The organism is Acidovorax sp. GW835-FHT14G06, assembly GCF_058793595.1.
Genome location: NZ_JBXAGA010000002.1, coordinates 297,645 through 318,385 on the forward strand (window position 1 = coordinate 297,645; position 20,741 = coordinate 318,385).

The following is a 20,741-nucleotide window of genomic DNA, read 5'->3' on the forward strand; positions in this document are numbered from 1 at the left end:
CCGCAGCCGCCGTCTTTTGTGTAACCAAAGTCTGCAAATCAGGGTTTACACCTTGTCATTTTGCGTAATTATGAGAAATTACACACATGGCGAGGCAATCGCCTCTGTTGTCAGCTGTTAGGGGTGTGTTGCAGGCATTCGGCCTGCGCCTTGCTTCAGCCGCTGACAGCCGATGCCTCGCGGGTTGGTGTCCTGGAGCCTTGTTTTACATGCGTCCTGTCCCGAATTCACTGCACGACGAAGTCGCCTCCCGGCTGCGGGAGCAGATTTTTGCGGGCGCCTTGCCGCCCGGCAGCTTTCTGGACGAGGCCGCCTTGTGCGAGCGGCTGGAGATCTCGCGCACCCCGCTGCGCGAAGCGCTCAAGGTGCTGGTGGCCGAGGGGCTGCTGCGCCATGAGCCGCGCCGGGGTTGTTTTGTGGCCGAGGTCACCGAGAGCGATCTGGACAACATCTTTCCCGTCATCGCGTTGCTGGAGGGGCGTGCCGCACACGAGGCCACGAGCAAGGCCGTGGCGGCCGACATTACCGCGCTGGAGCTGCTGCACGAGCGCCTGCAACAGTGCGCGGCCGATGGGCGGATGACCGACTACTACGAAGCCAACTACGCCATCCACGAAGCCTTCATCACGCTGGCGGACAACCGCTGGCTGGCCCAGGTGATTGGCGACCTGCGCAAGATCCTGCGGCTGGCACGCCACAAGACGCTGCATGCCCCCGGGCGCATGCAGCAAAGCCTGGCAGAGCATCTGGCCGTGTTTGCCGCGCTCAAGGCGCGCGACTGCGACGCGGCCGAGGAGGCCATGCGCACCCATCTGTTGCGCCAGCGCGATGCGCTGCGCGATGTAGCCCGCAACCAGCCATCGAGGTTGACCCCATGATCAACAGCACTCCCGAATGGATCACCCGCAGCGTGTCACGCCTGCGCACTGCCGCGCCTGCCGCCGACAAGGCAGGGGACAAGACCGCCGACAAGTCTGCCAAGGCCTCACTCGACAAAACCGTGACCGATGTGGTCGCCAAGGTCGCGGTGCCGCGTTCTACCAACGAGCGCCTGCAGGCCACCCTGCGGCGCGGCCAGGAGGCGTTGTCGCCCCGCGCATTGCGCCGTCTGCTGGCCGACCTGCAGGAGGTGGTGGCGCCCCAGGTGAGCGAGATCGAAGGCGGCCGCCGCGCCCAGGCCGTGGCCGACTGGTATGCGAAGGCCGAGCCCGAGGAAAGGCGCGACATGTGGCTGCTGATGTGCGAGCAGTTCGCACCGGATGCCACGCGCTTCAAGTCCGCCCGCCAGCGCTACGAAGCGGCGGCGGGCACGGCCGAAGAAGGGCAGGCCGAGATCAGCCTGCGCCGTGCGCTGGTGTCGCCCCGCACGCGGCTGCTGCAGCGGTTTTCGGCGTTCCCCGAGGGCATGCGCTTTCTGGTGGACATGCGCGCCGAGATCCTGCCGCTGCTCAAGGCCGACAAGCGCCTGCTGCCGCTCGATGCCGAGCTGGAGCATCTGTTCTCCACCTGGTTCGACGTGGCCTTTCTGGAGCTGCGCCGCCTGTCGTGGGACTCGCCCGCATCGCTGCTCGAAAAGCTCATCAAGTACGAGGCCGTGCACGACATCCGCAGCTGGGCCGACCTGAAGAACCGCCTGGACAGCGACCGCCGCTGCTACGGGTTCTTCCACCCGCGCCTGCCCAATGAGCCGCTGATCTTTGTGGAGGTGGCGCTGGTGGACAAGATCTCGCCCAGCATCACGCCGCTGCTGGACGAGGCCGCTGCGCCCGTGGACATCACACGGGCCACCACGGCCATCTTCTATTCCATCAGCAACACGCAAACAGGCCTGCGCGGCGTGAGCTTTGGCGACTCGCTCATCAAGCATGTGGTGGAGACGCTCGCGGCCGAGTTCCCCCGCCTGCGCACCTTTGCCACGCTGTCGCCCATTCCGGGTTTCCGCGCTTGGCTGGGCAAACATGCGGGGGCCATGCTGGACCGCCTGGACGACAAGCGCCGCAGCGAGCTGGGCCGCGCGGTGGGCTTCGAGCCTCCGCAGGCCACGCATTTGCTCGGGGCGGTGGACAAGGCGCTGGAGCTGGACGCCAAATCCCCCGTGCGCCAGATGCTGCTGGAATGCGCCGCGTACTATCTGGGCCGCGAGCTGCAAGAGGGTAAGCCGGCAGACCCCGTGGCCCGCTTCCACCTGGGCAACGGCGCGCGGGTAGAGCGCCTGAACTGGGCGGGTGACCCGTCTAGCAAGGGGCAGAAACAATCGTACGGGCTCATGGTGAACTACCTGTACGACCTGAAGCGCATCGACAAGCATCGCAGCTTGTTGGCGCAGGGCAAGGTGCCAGTGTCGGGGGACATCGACAGCCTTTGCCGCGACTGACCGTGGCGGCCGGCAAGATGCCGGGCGGACCAGTGACCGCGTATTTTTACAACGACAGGAGACAAGGAATGACTGATTCGCGAATCCAACGCCGGGGTGTATTGCTCGGCGCGGCGGCTGCAGGCCTGGGCTTTGCCAGCAGCAACAGCTGGGCCCAAAGCACCTGGCCCAGCAAGCCCGTGACGGTGGTGGTGCCGTTCCCCGCCGGTGGCGGCACCGATGCGTTTGCCCGGCCGCTGGCTGCGCAGTTTTCCAAAAGCACGGGCAAGACGCTGGTGATCGACAACCGGGGTGGCGCCGGGGGCACGCTGGGTGCCAGCATCGCGTCCAAGGCGGCGCCCGATGGCTACACGCTGTTCATGGGCGCCGTGCACCACGCGATTGCCCCTGCGATGTACCCCAAGCTCGACTACGACATCGAGAAAGACTTCATTCCCCTGGCGTTGCTGGCCAATGTGCCCCAGGTGCTGGTGGTCAATCCCAAGACGCCGTCCACCAACTTCAAGCAGTTTCTGGACTACATCAAGCGCAACCCTGCCAAGCTCAACTACGGTTCGGCCGGAGCGGGCACCTCGCACCATCTGGCGGGCGAGCTGTTCAAACAGCAGACGGGCACCTTCATCACCCACATCCCCTACCGGGGCGCGGGCCCCGCGTTGCAGGATCTCATTGGCGGCAACGTGGACATGATGTTCGACGGCCTGGGCTCGTCAGCCAATCACATCAAGAGCGGCCGTATCAAGGCGCTGATGGTGTCCGGCGCCAAGCGCAACCCCGCATTCCCTGACGTACCCTGCGCCTCCGAAGTGGGCCTGCCCGACTACACCGTGACCACCTGGTACGGCCTGTGGGCGCCCAAAGGCACACCGGCCGACGTGCAGGCCCGCATCGTGGACGAGATCAAGCGCCTGGGCACCGCCGATGAACTCAAGGCGGTGTGGGCCAGCAACGGCGCGGACTACGGCGGCATGACGCAGCAGCAGTTTGGCGCGTTTGTCAGCAGCGAGGTCAAGCGCTGGGCGGCAGTGGTGAAGGCCTCTGGCGCAAAGCTTGACTAACCCCCTATGGCGCTTTGCGCCTCCCCCCTGAAGGGGGACGCCACCCGTGGCCTGGCAAAGCCAGTTCTACGGTGGCGCTGGCGATGGCGATGGCATGGGGGGTGCAAAGGTCGTGGGCGGTATGTGAAGGAAATGGATACCAGGATGTCGGGTGAAGTGTTGATGAATATCGGTGATGGCGGGGTGGTGCATGTCACCCTGCGCCACACTGGGCGGCTGAACGCCATGTCGCGGCCCATGTGGCGGCAGTTGCGTGCGGTGTTTGAAGACGTGCAGCGTTCTGCCGATGCGCGCTGTGTGCTCATCGCGGGCGAGGGCGGGGCGTTTTGTGCGGGCGGAGACATTTCGGAGTACCCCGGCTTCCGTTTTGACGCGGTGGCCCTGCGCGATTTTCATGAAAACGACGTGTGGGGCGGGCTCAATGCCATGCTGCAGTGCGACGTGCCCATCGTGGCCCAGATCAGCGGCGCCTGCATGGGCGCCGGCGTGGAGATTGCCAGCTGCTGCGACATCCGGGTGGCGGGCAATGGCGCGCGTTTTGGCGCACCGATTGCCAAGCTGGGTTTTCCGATGGCCCCGCGCGAGGCGCAGCTGGTGGCAGGTGCAGTGGGTGACGTGACCGCACGCCAGATGCTGCTGGAGGCCGCCACCTTCAGCGCCCCCGACATGCTGGCACGCGGCTTTCTGAGCCGCGTGGTGGCCGATGACATGGTGGCCACCGAAGCCCTGGGCAGTGCACAACGCATCGCCGCCCTGGCGTCCCAGGCCGCCCGCATGAACAAACAGACGTTTCGGGCGCTGAAAGCGCCTGTAGCGCTACAAAATCATGCCTTGTCTGCTATTGAAAACATAGTAAGTGGCCCTGCCGACCCCTATGCCTACGCCGCCAGCGCCGAGCACCGCGAAGGGATTTCAGCGTTTCTGGAAAAACGCGCGCCAGTGTTTTGACCGACACCGCTCCTGTTCCAGCTTTCTCCCAATCAGTCAGTCCCAAGTCTCAACCCAGCCACCCAGCCCATCGAAGTCTGAGCCATGAGCCAACACAACCTCTTCAGCGCCCTGCGCGCAGCCTTTCCTGCCGACCTTGCCAGCACGGCCGTGGAGACCACGGCGCCTGACGGCAAGCCGCTGTTCTACACCTGGTCCGACCTGGACCGCGCCAGTGCGCGCATGGCCAACCTGCTGGCGTCGCTGAAGCTGCCCGAGGGCAGCCGCGTGGCCGTACAGGTCGAAAAGTCGGTGGAGGCGATGGTGCTGTACCTGGCCACGCTGCGCGCGGGCTATGTTTTCTTGCCACTCAACACGGCCTATCAGAGCGCCGAGATCGAATACTTCATCGGCAATGCCGAGCCCGCCGTGGTGGTGTGCAGCCCCGGCAACTTCGGCTGGGTCAGCAAGATCGCGTTCACGCTGGGCACGCAGCATGTGTTCACCCTGGGTGACGACCGCACAGGCAGCCTGCTGGAGCGTGCCGCCCACCACAGCGACGAGCACCAGGCCGTGTCCCGCAGTGCTGACGACCTGGCCGCCATCCTGTACACCAGCGGCACCACGGGCCGTAGCAAGGGCGCCATGCTCACGCACGGCAACCTGCTGTCGAACGCCCAGGTGCTCAAGGACTACTGGGGCTGGACGGCGACCGGAGGGCCTGATGGTCGTGGTGATGTGCTGATCCACGCACTGCCCATCTTCCACGTGCACGGCCTGTTCGTGGCCATTCATGGCGCGCTCATCAACGGCAGCAAGATGATCTGGTTCGCCAAGTTCGACCCCAAGGCCGTGCTCGCCGCCATGCCGCGCGCCACGGTGTTCATGGGCGTGCCCACGCTGTACGTGCGCCTGCTGGCCGAGCCCGGCTTGAACAAGGAGGCCACCCGAAACATGCGGCTGTTCATTGCAGGTTCGGCCCCGCTGCTGATCGAGACCTTCGCCGAGTGGCAGCAACGCACCGGCCACACCATCCTGGAGCGCTACGGCATGAGCGAGACCATCATGCTCACCTCCAACCCCTACGCAGCCGATGCACGCCACAACGGGCAGAGCGAGCGCCGTGGCGCCACAGTGGGTTTCCCGCTGCCTGACGTGGGCTTGCGTGTGGTGGACGACGCCAACAAGCCCCTGCCCGTGGGCGAGATCGGCAACATCCAGGTCAAAGGCCCCAATGTGTTCAAGGGCTACTGGCGCATGCCTGAAAAGACCGCCGAAGAGTTCACGCAAGACGGCTGGTTCAAGACCGGTGACGTGGGCAAGGTGGATGATCGCGACTACGTGAGCATCGTGGGCCGCAGCAAAGACCTGATCATCAGCGGCGGCTACAACGTGTACCCCGCCGAAATCGAGGGCTACATCAACGAGATGCCCGGCGTGGCCGAAAGCGCGCTGGTGGGTGTGCCCCACCCCGACTTTGGCGAGGTGGGCGTGGCCGTGGTGATTGCCAAGCCCGGCGCGCAGCTCAACCCCGATGCCATCGTGGCGGGGCTCAAGTCGCAGCTGGCCAACTTCAAGATCCCGAAGAAGTGTTTTGTGGTGCCCGAATTGCCGCGCAACGCCATGGGCAAGGTGCAGAAGAACCTGTTGCGCGATCAGCACAAGGGCTTGTTTGTCTGACAGGGGGTTGCGGCCGCCATCGGCATTGAAACGACACGAAAGGGCCTGTAAAGGCCCTTTTTCTTGAGTCAGTGGGGACGCACAAGGCCTGCTGTACCAGCTGGGTGTGGGTTGCCTGGCTCTGGTGGCACCGTATCAGTGGGCAAAGCCATCGGTGTGGCAGGCAGCCACCGGCAGGCCAGTATGCCCAGCAGTGCCATACCCGCTGTGCATACCCACACCATCTGCAGGGCGTGCGCGCCTGCCGCGCTGGGGTTGGCATGCGGCTGTGCCATCGCGGCGTGCAGCCAGTGGCTGAGCAGCATGGCGAGCAAGGCCACACCCACCGCTCCCCCCAGGCTGCGCAGCATCACCGGCACGGCGGTAGCAATGCCCATCCACGCTGCGGGCGCCGCGCGCTGGGACACCATGGTGATGATGGGAAACAGCAGGCCCATACCCACGCCCAGTGGCAGCAGGCAGGCGGAAAGCACCAGCGGTTGTGTCGGGGTGAACTCCATGGCCAGTGCCAGCAGGGCAAAGCCCGCCCACACGAGCAGCGACGCGGCGCCCCCAAGCCGCTTTGCAGGCATGCGCGCCCGCAACAACCGGCCGCTGACCATGGCGGCTGCTGTCAGCCCTGCCATCAAGGGCAACAGGTGCCACGCCGCCGCAGTAGGAGCGAGGTGCAGGGCGGTTTGCAGATAGGCTGGCGTGAACACCACAGCCGCATACAGTGCCACCCCGGTGACCAGTCCTATGGTCGCAGCGGCCGTGTATGCAGGCGTGACGAAAAGTGTCAGTGGAACCAGTGGATGGACGGTGTACCGTTGCCACAGCACGAAGCCCGCCGCGCTCAGTGCGGCCACGCTGGCCAGCAGGCCGGTCGATAGCCAGGTGGGAAGTTGCAGGCGTTCTGCCTGTGTCAGCAACAGCGTGCTGCTCAGCGCACCGGCCAGCAGCAAGGCGCCTGCAATGTCGATGGGAGCACTCGGCTGCCCGGACCGGTGATGGCCTTGAGGCGCGGTGGCTGCCTGCAGTCGCGGCAGTGTGGCAACCAGCACAGCGAACGCCACCACCGCCAGGGGCACGTTGAGACCGAATGCCCAGCGCCAGGAAAGATGCTCCGTGAGCCAGCCGCCCATCAATGGCCCGAACATCGTGGCCACGCCATACACCCCGCCCAGTAGCGCCTGGTAACGGCCGCGTTCCTGCAGGGGGAGCATTGCGGCCACGGTCAGCATGGTTAGGGTCATCAGCCCGCCTCCGCCAGCGCCTTGCAGCGCTCTGGCCAGCACCAACTGCAGCATGGTCTGGCTCGTCGCGCAGGCCAGCGATCCCACCAAGAACAGGCCCACTGACACCAGCAATACAGGCTTTTGTCCGTATATGTCCGCAAGGCGGCCATACAGCGCAATCACTACGGTTGCCGCCAGCAGATAGGCCGAAAAGGCCCAGGCGGGTGGGACGGTGCCCGGCAGGTCGCGCCCCATGGAGGGGAGGGCGGTAGAGAGAATGGTCTGGTCCAGGGCGGCCAGAACGAGCATCAGCATCAACGCGGCCAGCGAAAACGCAGTCGTGCGACGCGTTGTAGCCGCTGGGGGCGTGGCAAGGGGAGGGGGCGTGTTCATGGCCGGAAGTGTTTCGCTTCCGATAAATTTTGTACAGTGCAATGATGTAAACATATAGTTGCACTAAATGAAATCATATGATCTCAACCTGCTGGTGGCGCTGGATGCTTTGCTCTCTACTGGCAGCGTCACAGCGGCTGCCGCGCGCATGCACTTGAGCACCCCTGCGATGAGCCACACCCTGGCACGTATTCGGGAGGCCTTTGGCGATGACATCCTGGTGCGGGCGGGGCGCAAGCTGGTGCCCACGCCGCGTGCATTGGCGCTCGCGGAGCCTGTACGCGCACTGCTGGCACAGGCTCAGGCATTGCAGTCGCCGGAACAAGGGCCGGGGCTCGCCTTGGTGCGAAGGCACTTTGTGGTGCGCGCCCCCGAAGGCATGGCGGTGGTCTATGGCGCTGCTTTGTCGGAAGCGCTGGCCAGTCAAATGCCCCTGGCCAGCCTGCAATTTTTGCCAGAAAGCCACAACGACCCTGGTGCGCTGCGGGAGGGGCGTGTGGACCTGGATGTGGGGGTGTTTCGCAGCCGCGACCCGGAGACCGAATGTGTCGAGTTGTCACACCAGAACATGGTGGGCGCTGTGCGGTTGGGCCACAGCTTGCTGGGGCAGTCCATGACCCCAAAGAGGCTGGCTGCTGCACGCCATGTGGGCGTCACGCTGCGGCCCGGGGAACCTAGTGCGCTGGACGAGGTGCTGGCGGAAAGAGGACTGGAACGCATGGTGGCGCTCCAGGTGCCCAGCGCCTTTGCAGCACTGATAGCGGCGTCACGCTCTGATCTGGTTGCCTGCGTTCCCGAGCGCGTGGCACGGGGCATGGCATCCTCGCTGAAGCTGGAGGTGTTTGCCCTGCCTTTGCCGGTACCGCCTGACGTGACGCGCATGGCCTGGCATCCCCGCTACAACGCAGATGCAGCGCACCGATGGTTGCGCGACTGTCTGGTGCGCGTGCTGGACGATCCTGCGCTCAAGGGGCCGGCTGTGCTTGCCTCGGTGGGCAGTCGCAAGAAATCTGCGCGGCCCTAGTCCGGCCCGGCCGCGGCCTCATGACCTGAGGTCTCATGACCTGAGGCCTGAGGCTTGACCGCGGATGCCAAGCCGCCTTCAGCGCAGCACCAGTACCGGTATATGCGAATGCGTCAGAACATGCTGCGTTTCGCTGCCCAGCAGCAGGCGCTTGAGACCCTTGCGGCCGTGCGATGCCATCACGATCAGGTCGCACTTGTGCTTCTTGGCGGCAGCAATCACGGCTTCGGCCACCAGGTCGGACTTGGCGACCACTGCCTTCACGGTCACGCCTTGCGCGCCGCCCTGGGCTTTCACCCCATCGACCATCGCCTGTGCTGCATCGCCCCACTGGGATTCGATGCGTTTGACGTCGTTCATGTCGACTGGCATGCCACCTTCAAAGTAGCTGCGAGGGTAGCGAGGCACCACCTTGAGGGCGACCGCTGTGGCGCCCGTCAGTGCGGCCAGCGACAAGCCATGTTCCACCGCTTTGTCCGACAGGGGGGATCCGTCTGTAGCGATCAGGATGCGTTTGTACATAAAAGGGCTCCTCAAAGTGATGGAACAAGCTTAGGATGAATCATGTTCCGGGGCTTGATCCAGGTCAATGTACTGGCGATGCCCCGCAGATAGGCTTGACCCATGTCCATGTTTCGACCTGGTGCGCCGGCATCATCCCCGGCACTCCCGCCTGACAGTGTGGAAGGCCCGCCGCCGCAGCAGCGGGACGAACTGCTGGACGACCCCCAGGAGTGGCTGGCGTTTGGCCGGCCTTGCTCTGTGGCGGGTAGCCCATTGGCTGGTGGATCCGTGGATGCCGTTTCGCCTGACCCGAGTGCCACGGCCTGGGACTCCCATGTGGTACTGGACGGTATGCATTGCGCTACCTGCGCCCTGACCATTGAAGATGCCCTGCGGGCAGTACCGGGCGTGCTGCAGGCCGATGTGAGCGCCGCTACCCGCCGGGCCCGCGTCGTGTGGCAACCGGGCCAGGTGTTGCCTTCGCAATGGATGGATGCCGTGCGCCGCGCGGGCTACCGTGCTATGCCCGCGATGGATGCGTTTGCGCGCGACCAGCGCCTGCGCGAGAGCCGCCGTGCGTTGTGGCGCTGGCTGGTGGCAGGCTTTTGCATGATGCAGGTGATGATGTACGCATGGCCCGCCTACGTGGCGCAGCCGGGCGATCTGTCGGGTGAGATGGAGCAGCTGTTGCGCTGGGCTTCATGGGTCATCACGCTGCCCATGGTGGTGTTTTCTTGTGGTCCATTTTTTACCAGCGCGTTGCGCGATATCCGCCTGCGCCGGGTCAGCATGGACCTGCCCGTGGCGCTGGGCATGGCGATCACCTTTGTGGTCAGCACGGCTGGCACCTTTGACCCTTCTGGCATCTTCGGCAAGGAGGTGTACTACGACTCCTTGACCATGTTTGTGTTCTTCCTGCTCACAGGCCGCTGGCTGGAGTTGCGCCTGCGTGATCGCACGGCGGGCGCACTGGAGGCTGTGATGAACCGCTTGCCCGACAGTGTAGAGCGGCGCGCGGCGGATGGTAGTTTCGCCCGCGTTGCCACGCGGCGCATTGTGGTGGGGGACACCATCCGCGTGCTGCCGGGTGAGGCCTTCCCGGCCGATGGACGAATCACGGTGGGCAATACATATTCAGACGAGGCCTTGCTGACGGGTGAGTCCACACCCGTGGCACGCCCTGTGGGCAGCACCGTCACAGCGGGCAGCTACAACCTGCAGGCGCCGGTCGAGGTGCAGGTGGAGGGCACGGGCGGGCAAACCCGCTTTGCGCAGATCGTGGCACTGATGGAGAGCGCATCGCTGCAAAAGCCACGGCTGGCGCAGCTGGCGGACCGCATTGCGCGGCCTTTCCTGGTCGCCGTGTTGCTGGCGGCGGCGCTGGCGGCTGCCTACTGGTGGCCGTCGGACCCCGGGCATGCGTTGATGGTGGCGGTGGCGGTGCTCATCGTCACCTGCCCGTGCGCGTTGTCACTGGCCACCCCTGTCGCCATGCTCACGGCGGCGGGTACGCTGGCGCGCCACGGCGTGCTGGTGCGCAATCTACAGGGGCTGGAGGCGCTGGCCCAGGTGGACACCATGGTATTTGACAAGACCGGTACGCTGACCCGCGACGGCATGGCGCTGCAAGCGGTGCATCCTGCGGGCAGTTGCAGCGCAGAAGAGGCGCTGGACTTGGCCGCAGCGCTCGCGCGCCAGTCCATGCACCCGGCTTCGCGGGCCTTGGCTGCGGCGGCTTCTGCACAGCAGCTGCCGTTGGGGCGTTGGCAGGTGATGGGCCTGCAGGAGGATGCAGGACAGGGGCTGACCGCCACCGTGGAAGACGCTACAGGGGGCGCCGCGGCTCGGACGATCCGCCTGGGCTCTGCCCGCCATGCGGGTGTTGCCAACGATGCCAACGGTGCTGCGCTGCAGGTCGTGCTCTCTGAGCAATCGGCAGATGGAGCCTTGCGCGAACTGGCCCGCTTTGATCTGGTGGAAGACCTGCGGGCTGAGGCCTCCGCCGTGGTGCACGCCTTGCAGCAGGACGGTGTGGCTGTGCAATTGCTGTCGGGTGACCGCCGGGGTGCAGTGCAGCGGGTGGCCACGCAGGCTGGTATTGCCCATGCCCAGGGCGAGTGCACTCCGCAGGGCAAGCTGGCAGCGCTACGGGCACTGCAGTCGGAAGGACACCACGTGGCCATGGTGGGTGATGGCCTCAATGATGGCCCAGTGCTTGCGGGGGCCCATGTCTCTTTTGCTTTCGGCCGTGCCGTGCCACTGGCGCAGTCTCGGGCGGACTTTGTAGTGCTGGTCGACAGCCTTGTGCTGGTGCCGCAAACGGTGCTGCTGGCGCGCCGCACCCTGCGCGTGGTGCGCCAGAACCTGTGGTGGGCCGCCGCCTACAACGCGCTGTGCGTGCCGCTGGCGGTGCTGGGCTGGATGCCCGCCTGGCTGGCCGGGCTGGGCATGGCGCTGAGTTCGCTGCTGGTGGTGCTCAACGCAGCGCGCCTGGCGCGCGACCTGCCTTCGTTGCCTGGATCACAAAGCGCGCAACCGCAGGAGGGTGCCGCGCCTGTGTGCCAAGCCCCCATGGCTGGCGGTGCGCCGCAGCCACCCCTCGATCTTTCCAAGACCCCAATGGAGCTTGCCTGATGGACATCCTTTATTTGCTGATTCCGTTGTCCGTGATGCTGGTGCTCCTGATTCTGGGAGGGTTGTGGTGGGCGGTGTACCACGGCCAGTTCGAAAGCGTCGAACAAGAGGGGGAGCGCATTCTCCGAGACGGTTGACTTGTGTCAATGCCCGATAGCCGCGACTGCAACAAACTCTTACTGCAATACAAAGAGGTGCCCGATGGATTTTCCAAAAACAAATGCTGCGCACTACAACGATACGGTAGTGCGGCAGTTCTCTATCCTGGCCGTGGTGGTGGGGGTGGTCGGCATGCTGGTGGGCGTCATCATCGCCGCCCAGTTGGCCTGGCCAGAACTCAACTTTGGCATTCCGTGGCTGAGTTATGGCCGCTTGCGACCTTTGCACACCAATGCGGTGATCTTTGGTTTTGGCGGCAGCGCGCTGTTTGCTACCAGCTACTACGTGGTGCAGCGCACCTGCCAGGTCCGGCTTTTTGCCGGTCCCCTGGCCGCATTCACCTTCTGGGGCTGGGTGCTGGTCATTGCGGCAGCGGTCGTCAGCCTGCCCATGGGTTACACCCAAGGCAAGGAATATGCTGAACTTGAATGGCCCATCGACATCCTGATCACGCTGGTCTGGGTGTCCTATGCCATCGTGTTCTTCGGAACCATTGGCACCCGCAAGGTCAAGCACATCTATGTGGCCAACTGGTTCTTTGGTGCCTTCATTCTGGCCGTGGCTTTGCTGCACCTGGTGAACAGCGCAGCCATCCCTGCGGGCATGATGAAGAGCTATTCGGCCTATGCCGGTGTGCAGGACGCCATGGTGCAATGGTGGTACGGCCACAATGCAGTGGGCTTCTTCCTGACCGCAGGCTTCCTGGGCATGATGTACTACTTCATCCCCAAGCAGGCGGGTCGTCCCGTGTACTCGTATCGCCTGTCGATCGTGCACTTCTGGGCGCTGATCTTCACCTACATGTGGGCCGGTCCCCACCACCTGCACTACACCGCGCTGCCCGACTGGACGCAATCGGTGGGCATGGTGTTCTCGCTCATCCTGCTGGCCCCCAGCTGGGGCGGCATGATCAACGGCATCATGACCCTGTCGGGTGCATGGCACAAGCTGCGTGACGACCCCATCCTGCGCTTCCTGATCGTGTCGCTGTCGTTCTACGGCATGTCCACGTTCGAGGGCCCGATGATGTCCATCAAGACCGTCAATGCCCTGAGCCACTACACCGACTGGACCATTGGCCACGTGCACTCCGGCGCCCTGGGCTGGGTGGGTCTGATCTCGATGGGTTCGCTGTACTACCTGGTGCCGCGCCTGTTCGGCAAGGACAAGATGCACTCCGTCAAAGCGATCGAGCTGCACTTCTGGATGGCCACCATCGGCATCGTGCTGTATATCGCAGCGATGTGGATTGCCGGCGTGATGCAAGGTCTGATGTGGCGCGCGGTCAATCCCGACGGCACGCTCACCTACACCTTCGTGGAAAGCGTGAAGGCCACCTATCCCTTCTATGTGATCCGTGTGGCGGGTGGCTTGCTGTACCTGGGCGGCATGCTGGTCATGGCCTGGAACGTGTGGCTGACTGCCATCTCGGGCCGTTCGGTCAAGGTGGCCATTCCTGCTGTGAACGCGGCCCACGCTTGAGTCCGAAGGAGATCATTCATGTCCAACAACAACACATCTGCTTCGACCGGTTTCTCCCATGAAAAGGTGGAGACCAACAACTTTCTGATGATCGTGCTCATCCTGATCGTGATCGCCATTGGTGGTCTGGTCGAGATCGTGCCCCTGTTCTTCCAGAAGTCCACGACCGAGGCCGTCAAGGGCGTGGAGCCCTACAACGCCCTGCAGCTGGCGGGCCGCGACATCTACATCCGCGAGGGTTGCTACAACTGCCATTCGCAGATGATCCGCCCCTTCCGCGCCGAGACGCTGCGCTACGGCCACTACTCGGTGGCGGGTGAGTTTGTGTATGACCATCCCTTCCAGTGGGGCAGCAAGCGCACGGGTCCTGACCTGCACCGCGTGGGTGGCAAGTACAGCGACGAATGGCATCGCATCCACCTGAACAACCCCCGCGATGTGGTGCCCGAGTCCAACATGCCCGCGTACCCCTGGCTCGAAAAGAACCAGGTGGACCCTGCAGTGATGGCTCCCCGCATGAAGGCCCTGCGCACCGTGGGCGTGCCTTACACCGACGAGCAGATCACTGCTGCGGCGGGCGAGGTCAAGGGCAAGACGGAGCAGGACGCGCTCATCGCCTACCTGCAAGTCATGGGCCGTGCGCTCAAGTAAGCAAAGGAGATATCCCATGGACATCACCACCATGCGCATCGTCGCCACCCTGGCATCGATGGCCTGCTTCATTGGCATCTGGGTCTGGGCCTACCGCGGCCGCAACAAGGCCCGGTTCGACGAGGCAGCCCAGCTGCCTTTCGAGACAGATTGACCTCCACCAGAACGAGAACACCCCATGAGTGACTTCACCAGCAATTTCTGGTCGGTCTTTGTGACCACGCTGACCCTGGTCGGCATCATCGCCTGCGGCATCCTGCTTTGGATGGCAGGCCGCAAGAAGGTGGTTGCCACCTCCGACAACACCACCGGCCACGTCTGGGACGAGGACCTGGTCGAAATGAACAACCCCCTGCCGCGCTGGTGGGTGTGGCTGTTCGTCATCACCATCATCTTTGGCCTGGGCTACCTGGCTGCCTACCCAGGTCTGGGCAGCTTCACTGGCAAGCTCAACTGGACGCAAAAGGGCGAGTACGAAGCCGAAATGGCCAAGGCCAAGACGGAGTTGGAGCCGCTGTACGCCCGCTTTGCATCCATGAAGCCCGAAGACGTGGCCAAGGACCCGCAGGCCCATGCCATTGGCGAGCGCTTGTTCATGAACAACTGCGCGCAGTGCCACGGCTCGGATGCACGCGGCAGCAAGGGCTTCCCGAACCTGACGGACAGCGACTGGCTCCATGGCGGCACACCCGAGAAGATCCGCGAGACGCTGGAGAAGGGCCGCATTGGCAATATGCCCCCCATGGCAGCAGCCGTGGGCACTCCAGAAGATGTGCGCAACTTGTCGCACTATGTACTGAGCCTGTCGGGCAGCCCGCATGACTCGCTGCGTGCGTCCCTGGGCAAGCCCAAGTTTGCGGCATGCGCGGCCTGCCACGGCATGGATGGCAAGGGCAACCAGGCTCTGGGTGCGCCCAACCTGACCGACGATATCTGGCTGCATGGCTGGGGCGAGGCCGCCATCACGGCCATGATCAACAACGGCAAGGTCAACCAGATGCCAGCACAGGCCGAGAAGTTGACCGAGGCGCAGATCGGCGTACTCTCTGCCTATGTGTGGGGTTTGTCGAACAAGCAGGTGGCTGCACGTTGACATGTCCGCCGGGCGATGTTTGAAGCACTGCCCGGGTTTTCTTTTCAAAGCGCGCCCCTTATCCGTTCATAAAGCGACACCATGAGTACACCCAGCGAGCCTGCTCGCAAGGTCATTCCGATCACGCCAGTCGCCGCCGATGCCTCTTCTGCGGGCGAGATCATCTCGCTGTACGAAGCGCAAAAGAAAATCTACCCGCGCTCCATCAGCGGCTTGTTTGCGCGCTGGCGCTGGGGCATGGTGTTTCTGACACAGCTGGTGTTTTATGGGCTGCCGTGGTTTGAATGGGGCCAGCGCCAGATGGTGCTGTTTGATCTGGGGGCCCGCAGGTTCTACATCTTTGGTCTGGTGCTGTATCCGCAGGATTTCATCTACCTCACCGGCCTTCTGATCATTTCGGCGCTGTCGCTGTTCCTGTTCACCGCCGTGGCGGGGCGCCTGTGGTGTGGCTTTGCCTGCCCGCAGACGGTGTACACCGAAATGTTCATGTGGATCGAGCACAAGATCGAAGGCGATCGCAGTGCCCGCCTCCGTCTGGACAACGGTCCCTGGACGTTCGAGAAGATCCGTAAAAAGTTTCTCAAGCAGGTGGTATGGATTGCCGTGGCCCTGTGGACCGGCTTCACCTTCGTAGGGTACTTCGTGCCCATCCGTGAATTAGGCAGCGAGCTGCTGGCGTTTGAGGGTGGCTGGCAGATTTTCTGGGTGCTTTTCTACGGTTTTGCCACCTACGGCAACGCAGGCTTCATGCGCGAGCAGGTCTGCAAATACATGTGCCCCTATGCGCGCTTTCAGAGCGCGATGTTTGACAAAGACACGCTGATCGTCACCTACGACCCTGAGCGTGGCGAGCAGCGCGGCCCGCGCAAGAAGAACATTGACTACAAGGCCCAGGGGCTGGGCGACTGCATTGACTGTTCGCTGTGTGTGCAGGTCTGTCCTGTGGGCATCGATATCCGCAAGGGTTTGCAATATGAATGCATTGGTTGCGGGTTGTGTGTGGACGCCTGCAATACGGTGATGGACAAGATGCAGTACCCGCGTGGTCTGATCCGCTATTCCACCCAGAACGGCGTGGCCAAGCGCTGGACGCAGTCCCAGATGCTGCGTCGCGTGTTGCGTCCCCGTGTGCTGATCTACACCGCCGTGCTGGTAGCACTGTGCGTTGCCATGCTGGCCAGCCTGGTGGTGCGCACGCCGCTGAAGGTGGATGTCGTGCGTGACCGGGCCGCGCTCTCGCGCATTGTGGCGGGGGGCAAACTGGAGAATATTTATCGGCTGCAGATCATGAATGCCACGGAGGGCGAACAGCGCTACCGCATCAGTGCGCGTGGACTGGAGGGGCTGGAGGTGGCCTCCGAGGCCGAAGTGGACATTGGCGCAGCAGAGTCGCGCTGGGTGGCCGTGCGTTTGCAGATTCCGTACGGTTCCGCCACGTCGGGCTCGCATGCGGTTCAGTTTGACGTGCAGGCCGTAGGGGCAGCTGCCCATGTGACGGAAAAATCCGTGTTTCTTGTGCCGCGTTGAGCGGCATCCCGGTGGGGCCTTTCAGGGCCGCACTTTGACCGATATTGTTGAGGAGTAGAGCACCATGTCTTCAAACCCTGCCATCGCGACACCGGCAGTTCCCGTGCCCTGGTGGAAGTTCGGCCATGTGTGGCTGGTGATTGCCGGGCCTGCCATCGTGATCGTGGCTGGCTTTGTGACGCTGTGGCTGGCGATTTCTCGGCCTGACCCGGTGGTGGCCGAGGATTACTACCGACAGGGCATTGAGATCAACAAGACCTTGGTGGCGCCGGAGAAAAGCCTGGCACCGGCACTCAAGGCCCGCAACCATGCGGCCACCCCCGTGCAAGACCAACCACGCTGACAACCCGCCGGTCGCTGCCCCCAGCGACCCCAGGCAGCACCAGGAGACAGAACCGATATGTGGACGCAACGCCTGATGTGGATTGCATGGCCCGCCTTCTTGATGGCGGGCGTGCTGGAGATGCTGGTTTTTGCCATGGTGTACCCCCAGGACCTGCACTGGTTCGGCCAGCCCCTGGCGCTGTCACGGCAAGGGGTGTACACCCTCGCATTTTTTGTGTTTTGGGCCATCACCATGGCCACGAGCGCATTGACGACACTGCTGTCCATGTCTCCGTTCGAGGTCAACCGGTGCCCGGTGCCCGATGGGGAGCGCCCCGACGATTGCCGCAAGACATCGTCCTGCCCCTGAGCCCTTTTCGCCTGCTTGTCTGGGCATGCAATGCATGCCGTTTCGCAAGAGATGGTTGTACTTTGTGCGGAACCGACCCTCTGCGTGGAAGTGGCTCAGTGTCAGTGTCGTCAGTGGCAGGTCTGCTGGCTGTTCACAATGCGTCGCAGGGCATCGGTGTCGAGAATGCGCACATGGCGCTGTTTGACTTCCACGATCCCTTCTTCCACAAACTTGGAGAAGGTCCGGCTGACCGTTTCGAGTTTGAGGCCGAGGTAGCTGCCGATTTCTTCGCGCGTCATGCGCAACACCAGTTCCGACTGCGAGAAGCCCCGTGCATGCAGGCGCTGCACCAGGTTCAGCAAAAAGGCGGCCAGGCGTTCCTCGGCACGCATGCTGCCCAGCAGCAACATCACGCCGTGCTCGCGCACGATCTCGCGACTCATGATTTTGTGCACGTGGTGCTGCAGGGCTGTGACTTCGCGTGACAGCTCTTCAATGCGGTCGAAGGGCATGACACACACTTCGGCGTCTTCAAGTGCCACCGCATCACAGGTATGGTGGTCATTGACGATGCCGTCGAGCCCGATGATCTCGCCCGCCATCTGAAAGCCCGTGACCTGGTCGCGACCGTCTTCCGTGGCCACGCAGGTCTTGAAGAACCCGGTGCGGATGGCATACAGGGACGTGAAGGACTCGCCATTGCGAAACAGCGTGCCTCCGCGTTTGACTTTGCGACGGACGGCAACCACCTCGTCAATGCGCTGGAGCTGCTCTTCGTTCAAGCCCACGGGCATGCACAGCTCGCGGAGGTTGCAGTTGGAGCAGGCGACTTTGATGGTGAGCGGGTTCATAGGCACATGGACTTGGGTTGTTGGTCGAGCATATCGTGCTTGCCGTACACGAACCTGAATACAGGGCGCGGGCGAGCGGCTGACCTTCATCAAATTGTCGCCGTATCGCTTGTTGGTTCACTTGATGCAGGTCAAGGACATGTCCCGGAGCCTACGGCACAGTCAAGGTGTACGCAAGGAAATTTCCCCATGACTGCTGTTTCGCCAGATCTTCTGCGCCGCTTTGACGTGCCAGGGCCCCGTTATACGTCCTATCCAACGGCTGACCGATTTGTGGAGGCCTTCGGTCAGGAAGATTATGTGCTGGCGCTGCAACAGCGCCGTTCGGGCACGCTGGCCAAGGCCATGCCGCTGTCCCTGTACGTGCACATCCCGTTTTGCGAATCCCTGTGCTACTACTGCGCCTGCAACAAGATCATCACCAAACACCATGACCGCGCCGAGGTCTACTTGCGCTACCTGAGCCGCGAGATCGACCTGCACACCGCGCACTGTGGCGTAGGACAGGTGGTGAGTCAATTGCACCTGGGCGGTGGCACGCCCACCTTCCTCTCAGATGCGGGCTTGCGGGAGCTGATGGCCATGCTCAAGCGCAGCTTCACGCTGGCGCCCGGGGGCGAATACTCGATCGAAGTGGATCCGCGCACGGTCAACTCCGAGCGTCTGGCGCTCCTGGCTGAATTGGGTTTTAACCGCCTGAGTTTTGGCGTGCAGGACTTTGATGCCGAAGTGCAAAAGGCTGTGCACCGCATTCAGCCTGCAGAGCAGGTTTTTGCGCTGGTGGAGTCCGCCCGCTCGCTGGGCTTTGATTCGGTGAACGTGGACCTGATCTACGGCCTGCCGCGCCAGACGCCAGAGTCTTTTGACCGCACGCTGGCGCAGGTGGCGCAGCTGCGGCCTGACCGCATTGCGTTGTATGCCTATGCACACTTGCCGGAGCGTTTCAAACCACAGCGTCGCATCATCTCCGCCGAATTGCCCACAGGCGCGAGCAAGCTGTCCATGCTCTCGCGCTCACTCGATGCGTTCATGGACGCTGGGTATGTCTATGTGGGCATGGACCACTTTGCTCTGCCTACCGACGCACTGGCTGTGGCCAAGCGCCAGGGACGCTTGCACCGCAACTTCCAGGGCTACAGCACGCAGCCAGACTGCGACCTGATTGGACTGGGCGTATCGGCCATCGGCCGGGTAGGGGCGACTTACAGCCAGAACTCCAAGACGCTGGACGAGTACTACGACTTCCTGGACCAAGGGCGGCTGCCTGTGGTCCGCGGGCTGGCCCTGACCCGCGACGACCTGGTGCGCCGCGCGGCCATCATGGCCCTGATGTGCCAGGGCGAGCTGCTGTTCGAGCCGATGGAGCAGGCGTGGTTGATCGATTTCCGTCAGTACTTCGCAGCAGAGTTGGCGCAGCTGGAGGGTATGCAGGAGCAGGGGTTGGTACGGGTGGGGCCTGAGGGCATTGAAGTGACCGCCACCGGGTGGTTCTTCGTGCGCGGTATCGCCATGGTTTTTGACCGTTATCTGCAGGCTGACCGCAACCGCGCCCGGTTTTCGCGCATCATCTGACACCTATGCTTGCAACGGTTGGCTGGACTGCTTTGCTCATGGGGCTCGCCGGTGGGTCCCACTGCCTGGCTATGTGCTCCGCGCCCTGCGGGGCATTGGTGGGGCAGGGCGGCATGCCACAGTCGGACGGGGGTGCAGAGCAGGTGGTGCGTTGGGCGCCGCGTGGCGGTACGCTGCAGCGGACCATGGCCTTTCATGCGGGACGCCTTGTGGGGTATGCCGGCGTCGGTGCAATGGCAGCCTTGGCCATGGACAGTCTGGCATGGCTCACCCAGCAGACCACGGCGCTGCGCCCCGCCTGGACACTCATGCATGTGGCGGTGATGGCCTGGGGGCTCATGATGATGGTGCAGTCGCGCCAGCCTGCCTGGGTGGAGCAGGCTGGCCGCTCCGTGTGGGCGCGTGTTCGCCCGCTGGTCGGGGCTCCGGGCGGAGTGATGGTGGCTGGAGTCTTGTGGGCCCTGATGCCTTGTGGACTGCTCTACTCGGCCTTGTTGGTTGCGGCGCTCAGTGGCGGAGCGCTGGAGGGCGCCCTCACCATGGCTCTGTTTGCCCTGGGCAGCGGGGTGTGGCTGGTGGGCGGCCCTTGGGCTTGGAGCAGCCTTCGCAACCGCCTGAATCTAGCGAGGGGGCAGTGGGGCACGCGGGCCGCAGGTGCCATGCTGTGCGGGGTTGCCGCCTGGGCATTGTGGATGGATCTCATTTACAAGCCGTCGCTCTGGTGCCGCTGAGCGCGCGGCGCTGACTCGTCCACATCACCCCAACCGCACGGTGGGTGGAAGCTGGAAGATGCTTCTGCCGAGGGTACAGGGGTGGTCCAGCAAGGCCCGCTTTCAGTCAAGTGTTGCCGGATCGCCGCGCGGCCTGCCGGTTCTTCGCCACGTCACTGGAACTGGTGATAATCTGCGTAACTATTGGT

The 20,741-nt window shown here is 63.6% G+C and carries 20 protein-coding genes; 17 read left to right on the forward strand and 3 right to left on the reverse strand.

What is annotated here, in order from left to right; translation table 11 throughout:
* The first annotated feature begins 209 nt into the window (after positions 1 to 209).
* The 5 genes from AC1Q64_RS03930 to AC1Q64_RS03950 all read left to right on the forward strand — a co-directional run bounded on the left by AC1Q64_RS03930 (position 210) and on the right by AC1Q64_RS03950 (position 6,039).
* Positions 210 to 878: a GntR family transcriptional regulator gene (locus AC1Q64_RS03930; protein ID WP_492250534.1), complete on the forward strand. Its 669-nt coding sequence runs from the start codon at positions 210 to 212 to the stop codon at positions 876 to 878.
* Entirely contained in the window at positions 875 to 2,374 is a 1,500-nt protein-coding gene (locus AC1Q64_RS03935) for a malonyl-CoA decarboxylase (RefSeq protein ID WP_492250535.1), read from the forward strand. The genes AC1Q64_RS03930 and AC1Q64_RS03935 overlap by 4 nt, the downstream gene beginning before the upstream one ends.
* 68 nt (positions 2,375 to 2,442) lie before the next feature.
* Positions 2,443 to 3,432: a Bug family tripartite tricarboxylate transporter substrate binding protein gene (locus AC1Q64_RS03940; RefSeq protein ID WP_492250536.1), complete on the forward strand. Its 990-nt coding sequence runs from the start codon at positions 2,443 to 2,445 to the stop codon at positions 3,430 to 3,432.
* Positions 3,433 to 3,576: 144 nt separating this feature from the next.
* Complete coding sequence (locus tag AC1Q64_RS03945) at positions 3,577 to 4,380, forward strand: enoyl-CoA hydratase/isomerase family protein (RefSeq protein WP_492250680.1); 804 nt, start codon at positions 3,577 to 3,579, stop codon at positions 4,378 to 4,380.
* Between the two features lie 84 nt (positions 4,381 to 4,464).
* The gene (locus AC1Q64_RS03950; protein WP_492250537.1) at positions 4,465 to 6,039 is read left to right on the forward strand and encodes a malonate--CoA ligase; all 1,575 of its coding nucleotides are present in this window, start codon (positions 4,465 to 4,467) and stop codon (positions 6,037 to 6,039) included.
* 68 nt (positions 6,040 to 6,107) lie between these two features.
* Here AC1Q64_RS03950 and AC1Q64_RS03955 read toward each other — a convergent pair whose 3' ends face one another.
* Entirely contained in the window at positions 6,108 to 7,649 is a 1,542-nt protein-coding gene (locus tag AC1Q64_RS03955; RefSeq protein WP_492250538.1) for an MFS transporter, read from the reverse strand.
* 67 nt (positions 7,650 to 7,716) lie between these two features.
* Here AC1Q64_RS03955 and AC1Q64_RS03960 point away from each other — a divergent pair, with 67 nt between their 5' ends.
* Positions 7,717 to 8,673, forward strand: a complete 957-nt coding sequence (locus AC1Q64_RS03960) for a LysR family transcriptional regulator (protein ID WP_492250539.1) — start codon at positions 7,717 to 7,719, stop codon at positions 8,671 to 8,673.
* A gap of 78 nt (positions 8,674 to 8,751) precedes the next feature.
* Here AC1Q64_RS03960 and AC1Q64_RS03965 read toward each other — a convergent pair whose 3' ends face one another.
* Positions 8,752 to 9,195 carry a universal stress protein gene (locus AC1Q64_RS03965; protein ID WP_492250540.1) on the reverse strand — a complete coding sequence of 148 codons (444 nt, stop codon included), beginning with the start codon at positions 9,193 to 9,195 and terminating at the stop codon, positions 8,752 to 8,754.
* A gap of 108 nt (positions 9,196 to 9,303) precedes the next feature.
* Between AC1Q64_RS03965 and AC1Q64_RS03970 the strand changes: the two genes are divergently transcribed.
* The 9 genes from AC1Q64_RS03970 (at position 9,304) to AC1Q64_RS04010 (ending at position 17,417) form a co-directional block, all read left to right on the forward strand.
* The gene (locus tag AC1Q64_RS03970; RefSeq protein WP_492250681.1) at positions 9,304 to 11,811 is read left to right on the forward strand and encodes a heavy metal translocating P-type ATPase; all 2,508 of its coding nucleotides are present in this window, start codon (positions 9,304 to 9,306) and stop codon (positions 11,809 to 11,811) included.
* On the forward strand, positions 11,811 to 11,948 hold the full coding sequence (gene ccoS, locus AC1Q64_RS03975) for a cbb3-type cytochrome oxidase assembly protein CcoS (protein WP_010460651.1): 138 nt from the start codon (positions 11,811 to 11,813) through the stop codon (positions 11,946 to 11,948). Before AC1Q64_RS03970 ends, ccoS begins: the two co-directional genes overlap by 1 nt.
* Positions 11,949 to 12,012: 64 nt before the next feature.
* Positions 12,013 to 13,452, forward strand: coding sequence for a cytochrome-c oxidase, cbb3-type subunit I (gene ccoN, locus AC1Q64_RS03980; RefSeq protein WP_056747153.1), 1,440 nt, complete (start codon positions 12,013 to 12,015; stop codon positions 13,450 to 13,452).
* An 18-nt stretch (positions 13,453 to 13,470) separates the two neighbouring features.
* Entirely contained in the window at positions 13,471 to 14,103 is a 633-nt protein-coding gene (gene ccoO, locus AC1Q64_RS03985; protein WP_056747154.1) for a cytochrome-c oxidase, cbb3-type subunit II, read from the forward strand.
* Between the two features lie 16 nt (positions 14,104 to 14,119).
* Complete coding sequence (locus AC1Q64_RS03990) at positions 14,120 to 14,257, forward strand: CcoQ/FixQ family Cbb3-type cytochrome c oxidase assembly chaperone (RefSeq protein ID WP_015014811.1); 138 nt, start codon at positions 14,120 to 14,122, stop codon at positions 14,255 to 14,257.
* 24 nt (positions 14,258 to 14,281) lie between these two features.
* Complete coding sequence (ccoP, locus tag AC1Q64_RS03995) at positions 14,282 to 15,196, forward strand: cytochrome-c oxidase, cbb3-type subunit III (protein ID WP_291435341.1); 915 nt, start codon at positions 14,282 to 14,284, stop codon at positions 15,194 to 15,196.
* Between the two features lie 81 nt (positions 15,197 to 15,277).
* On the forward strand, positions 15,278 to 16,723 hold the full coding sequence (ccoG, locus tag AC1Q64_RS04000) for a cytochrome c oxidase accessory protein CcoG (protein ID WP_291435339.1): 1,446 nt from the start codon (positions 15,278 to 15,280) through the stop codon (positions 16,721 to 16,723).
* A gap of 64 nt (positions 16,724 to 16,787) precedes the next feature.
* Positions 16,788 to 17,066: a FixH family protein gene (locus tag AC1Q64_RS04005; protein ID WP_056064383.1), complete on the forward strand. Its 279-nt coding sequence runs from the start codon at positions 16,788 to 16,790 to the stop codon at positions 17,064 to 17,066.
* 57 nt (positions 17,067 to 17,123) lie between these two features.
* Positions 17,124 to 17,417 carry a hypothetical protein gene (locus AC1Q64_RS04010; RefSeq protein ID WP_492250541.1) on the forward strand — a complete coding sequence of 98 codons (294 nt, stop codon included), beginning with the start codon at positions 17,124 to 17,126 and terminating at the stop codon, positions 17,415 to 17,417.
* 110 nt (positions 17,418 to 17,527) lie between these two features.
* Here the strand turns inward: AC1Q64_RS04010 and fnr are convergent, their stop codons facing one another.
* Positions 17,528 to 18,250: a fumarate/nitrate reduction transcriptional regulator Fnr gene (fnr, locus tag AC1Q64_RS04015; protein ID WP_015014806.1), complete on the reverse strand. Its 723-nt coding sequence runs from the start codon at positions 18,248 to 18,250 to the stop codon at positions 17,528 to 17,530.
* A 189-nt stretch (positions 18,251 to 18,439) separates the two neighbouring features.
* On the opposite strand from fnr, the gene hemN reads away from it, so the two are divergent.
* Together hemN and AC1Q64_RS04025 are read left to right on the forward strand one after the other, a co-directional pair.
* The gene (hemN, locus tag AC1Q64_RS04020) at positions 18,440 to 19,822 is read left to right on the forward strand and encodes an oxygen-independent coproporphyrinogen III oxidase (protein WP_056064378.1); all 1,383 of its coding nucleotides are present in this window, start codon (positions 18,440 to 18,442) and stop codon (positions 19,820 to 19,822) included.
* A 5-nt stretch (positions 19,823 to 19,827) separates the two neighbouring features.
* Complete coding sequence (locus tag AC1Q64_RS04025) at positions 19,828 to 20,553, forward strand: sulfite exporter TauE/SafE family protein (RefSeq protein ID WP_291435331.1); 726 nt, start codon at positions 19,828 to 19,830, stop codon at positions 20,551 to 20,553.
* The last annotated feature ends 188 nt before the right edge of the window (positions 20,554 to 20,741 follow it).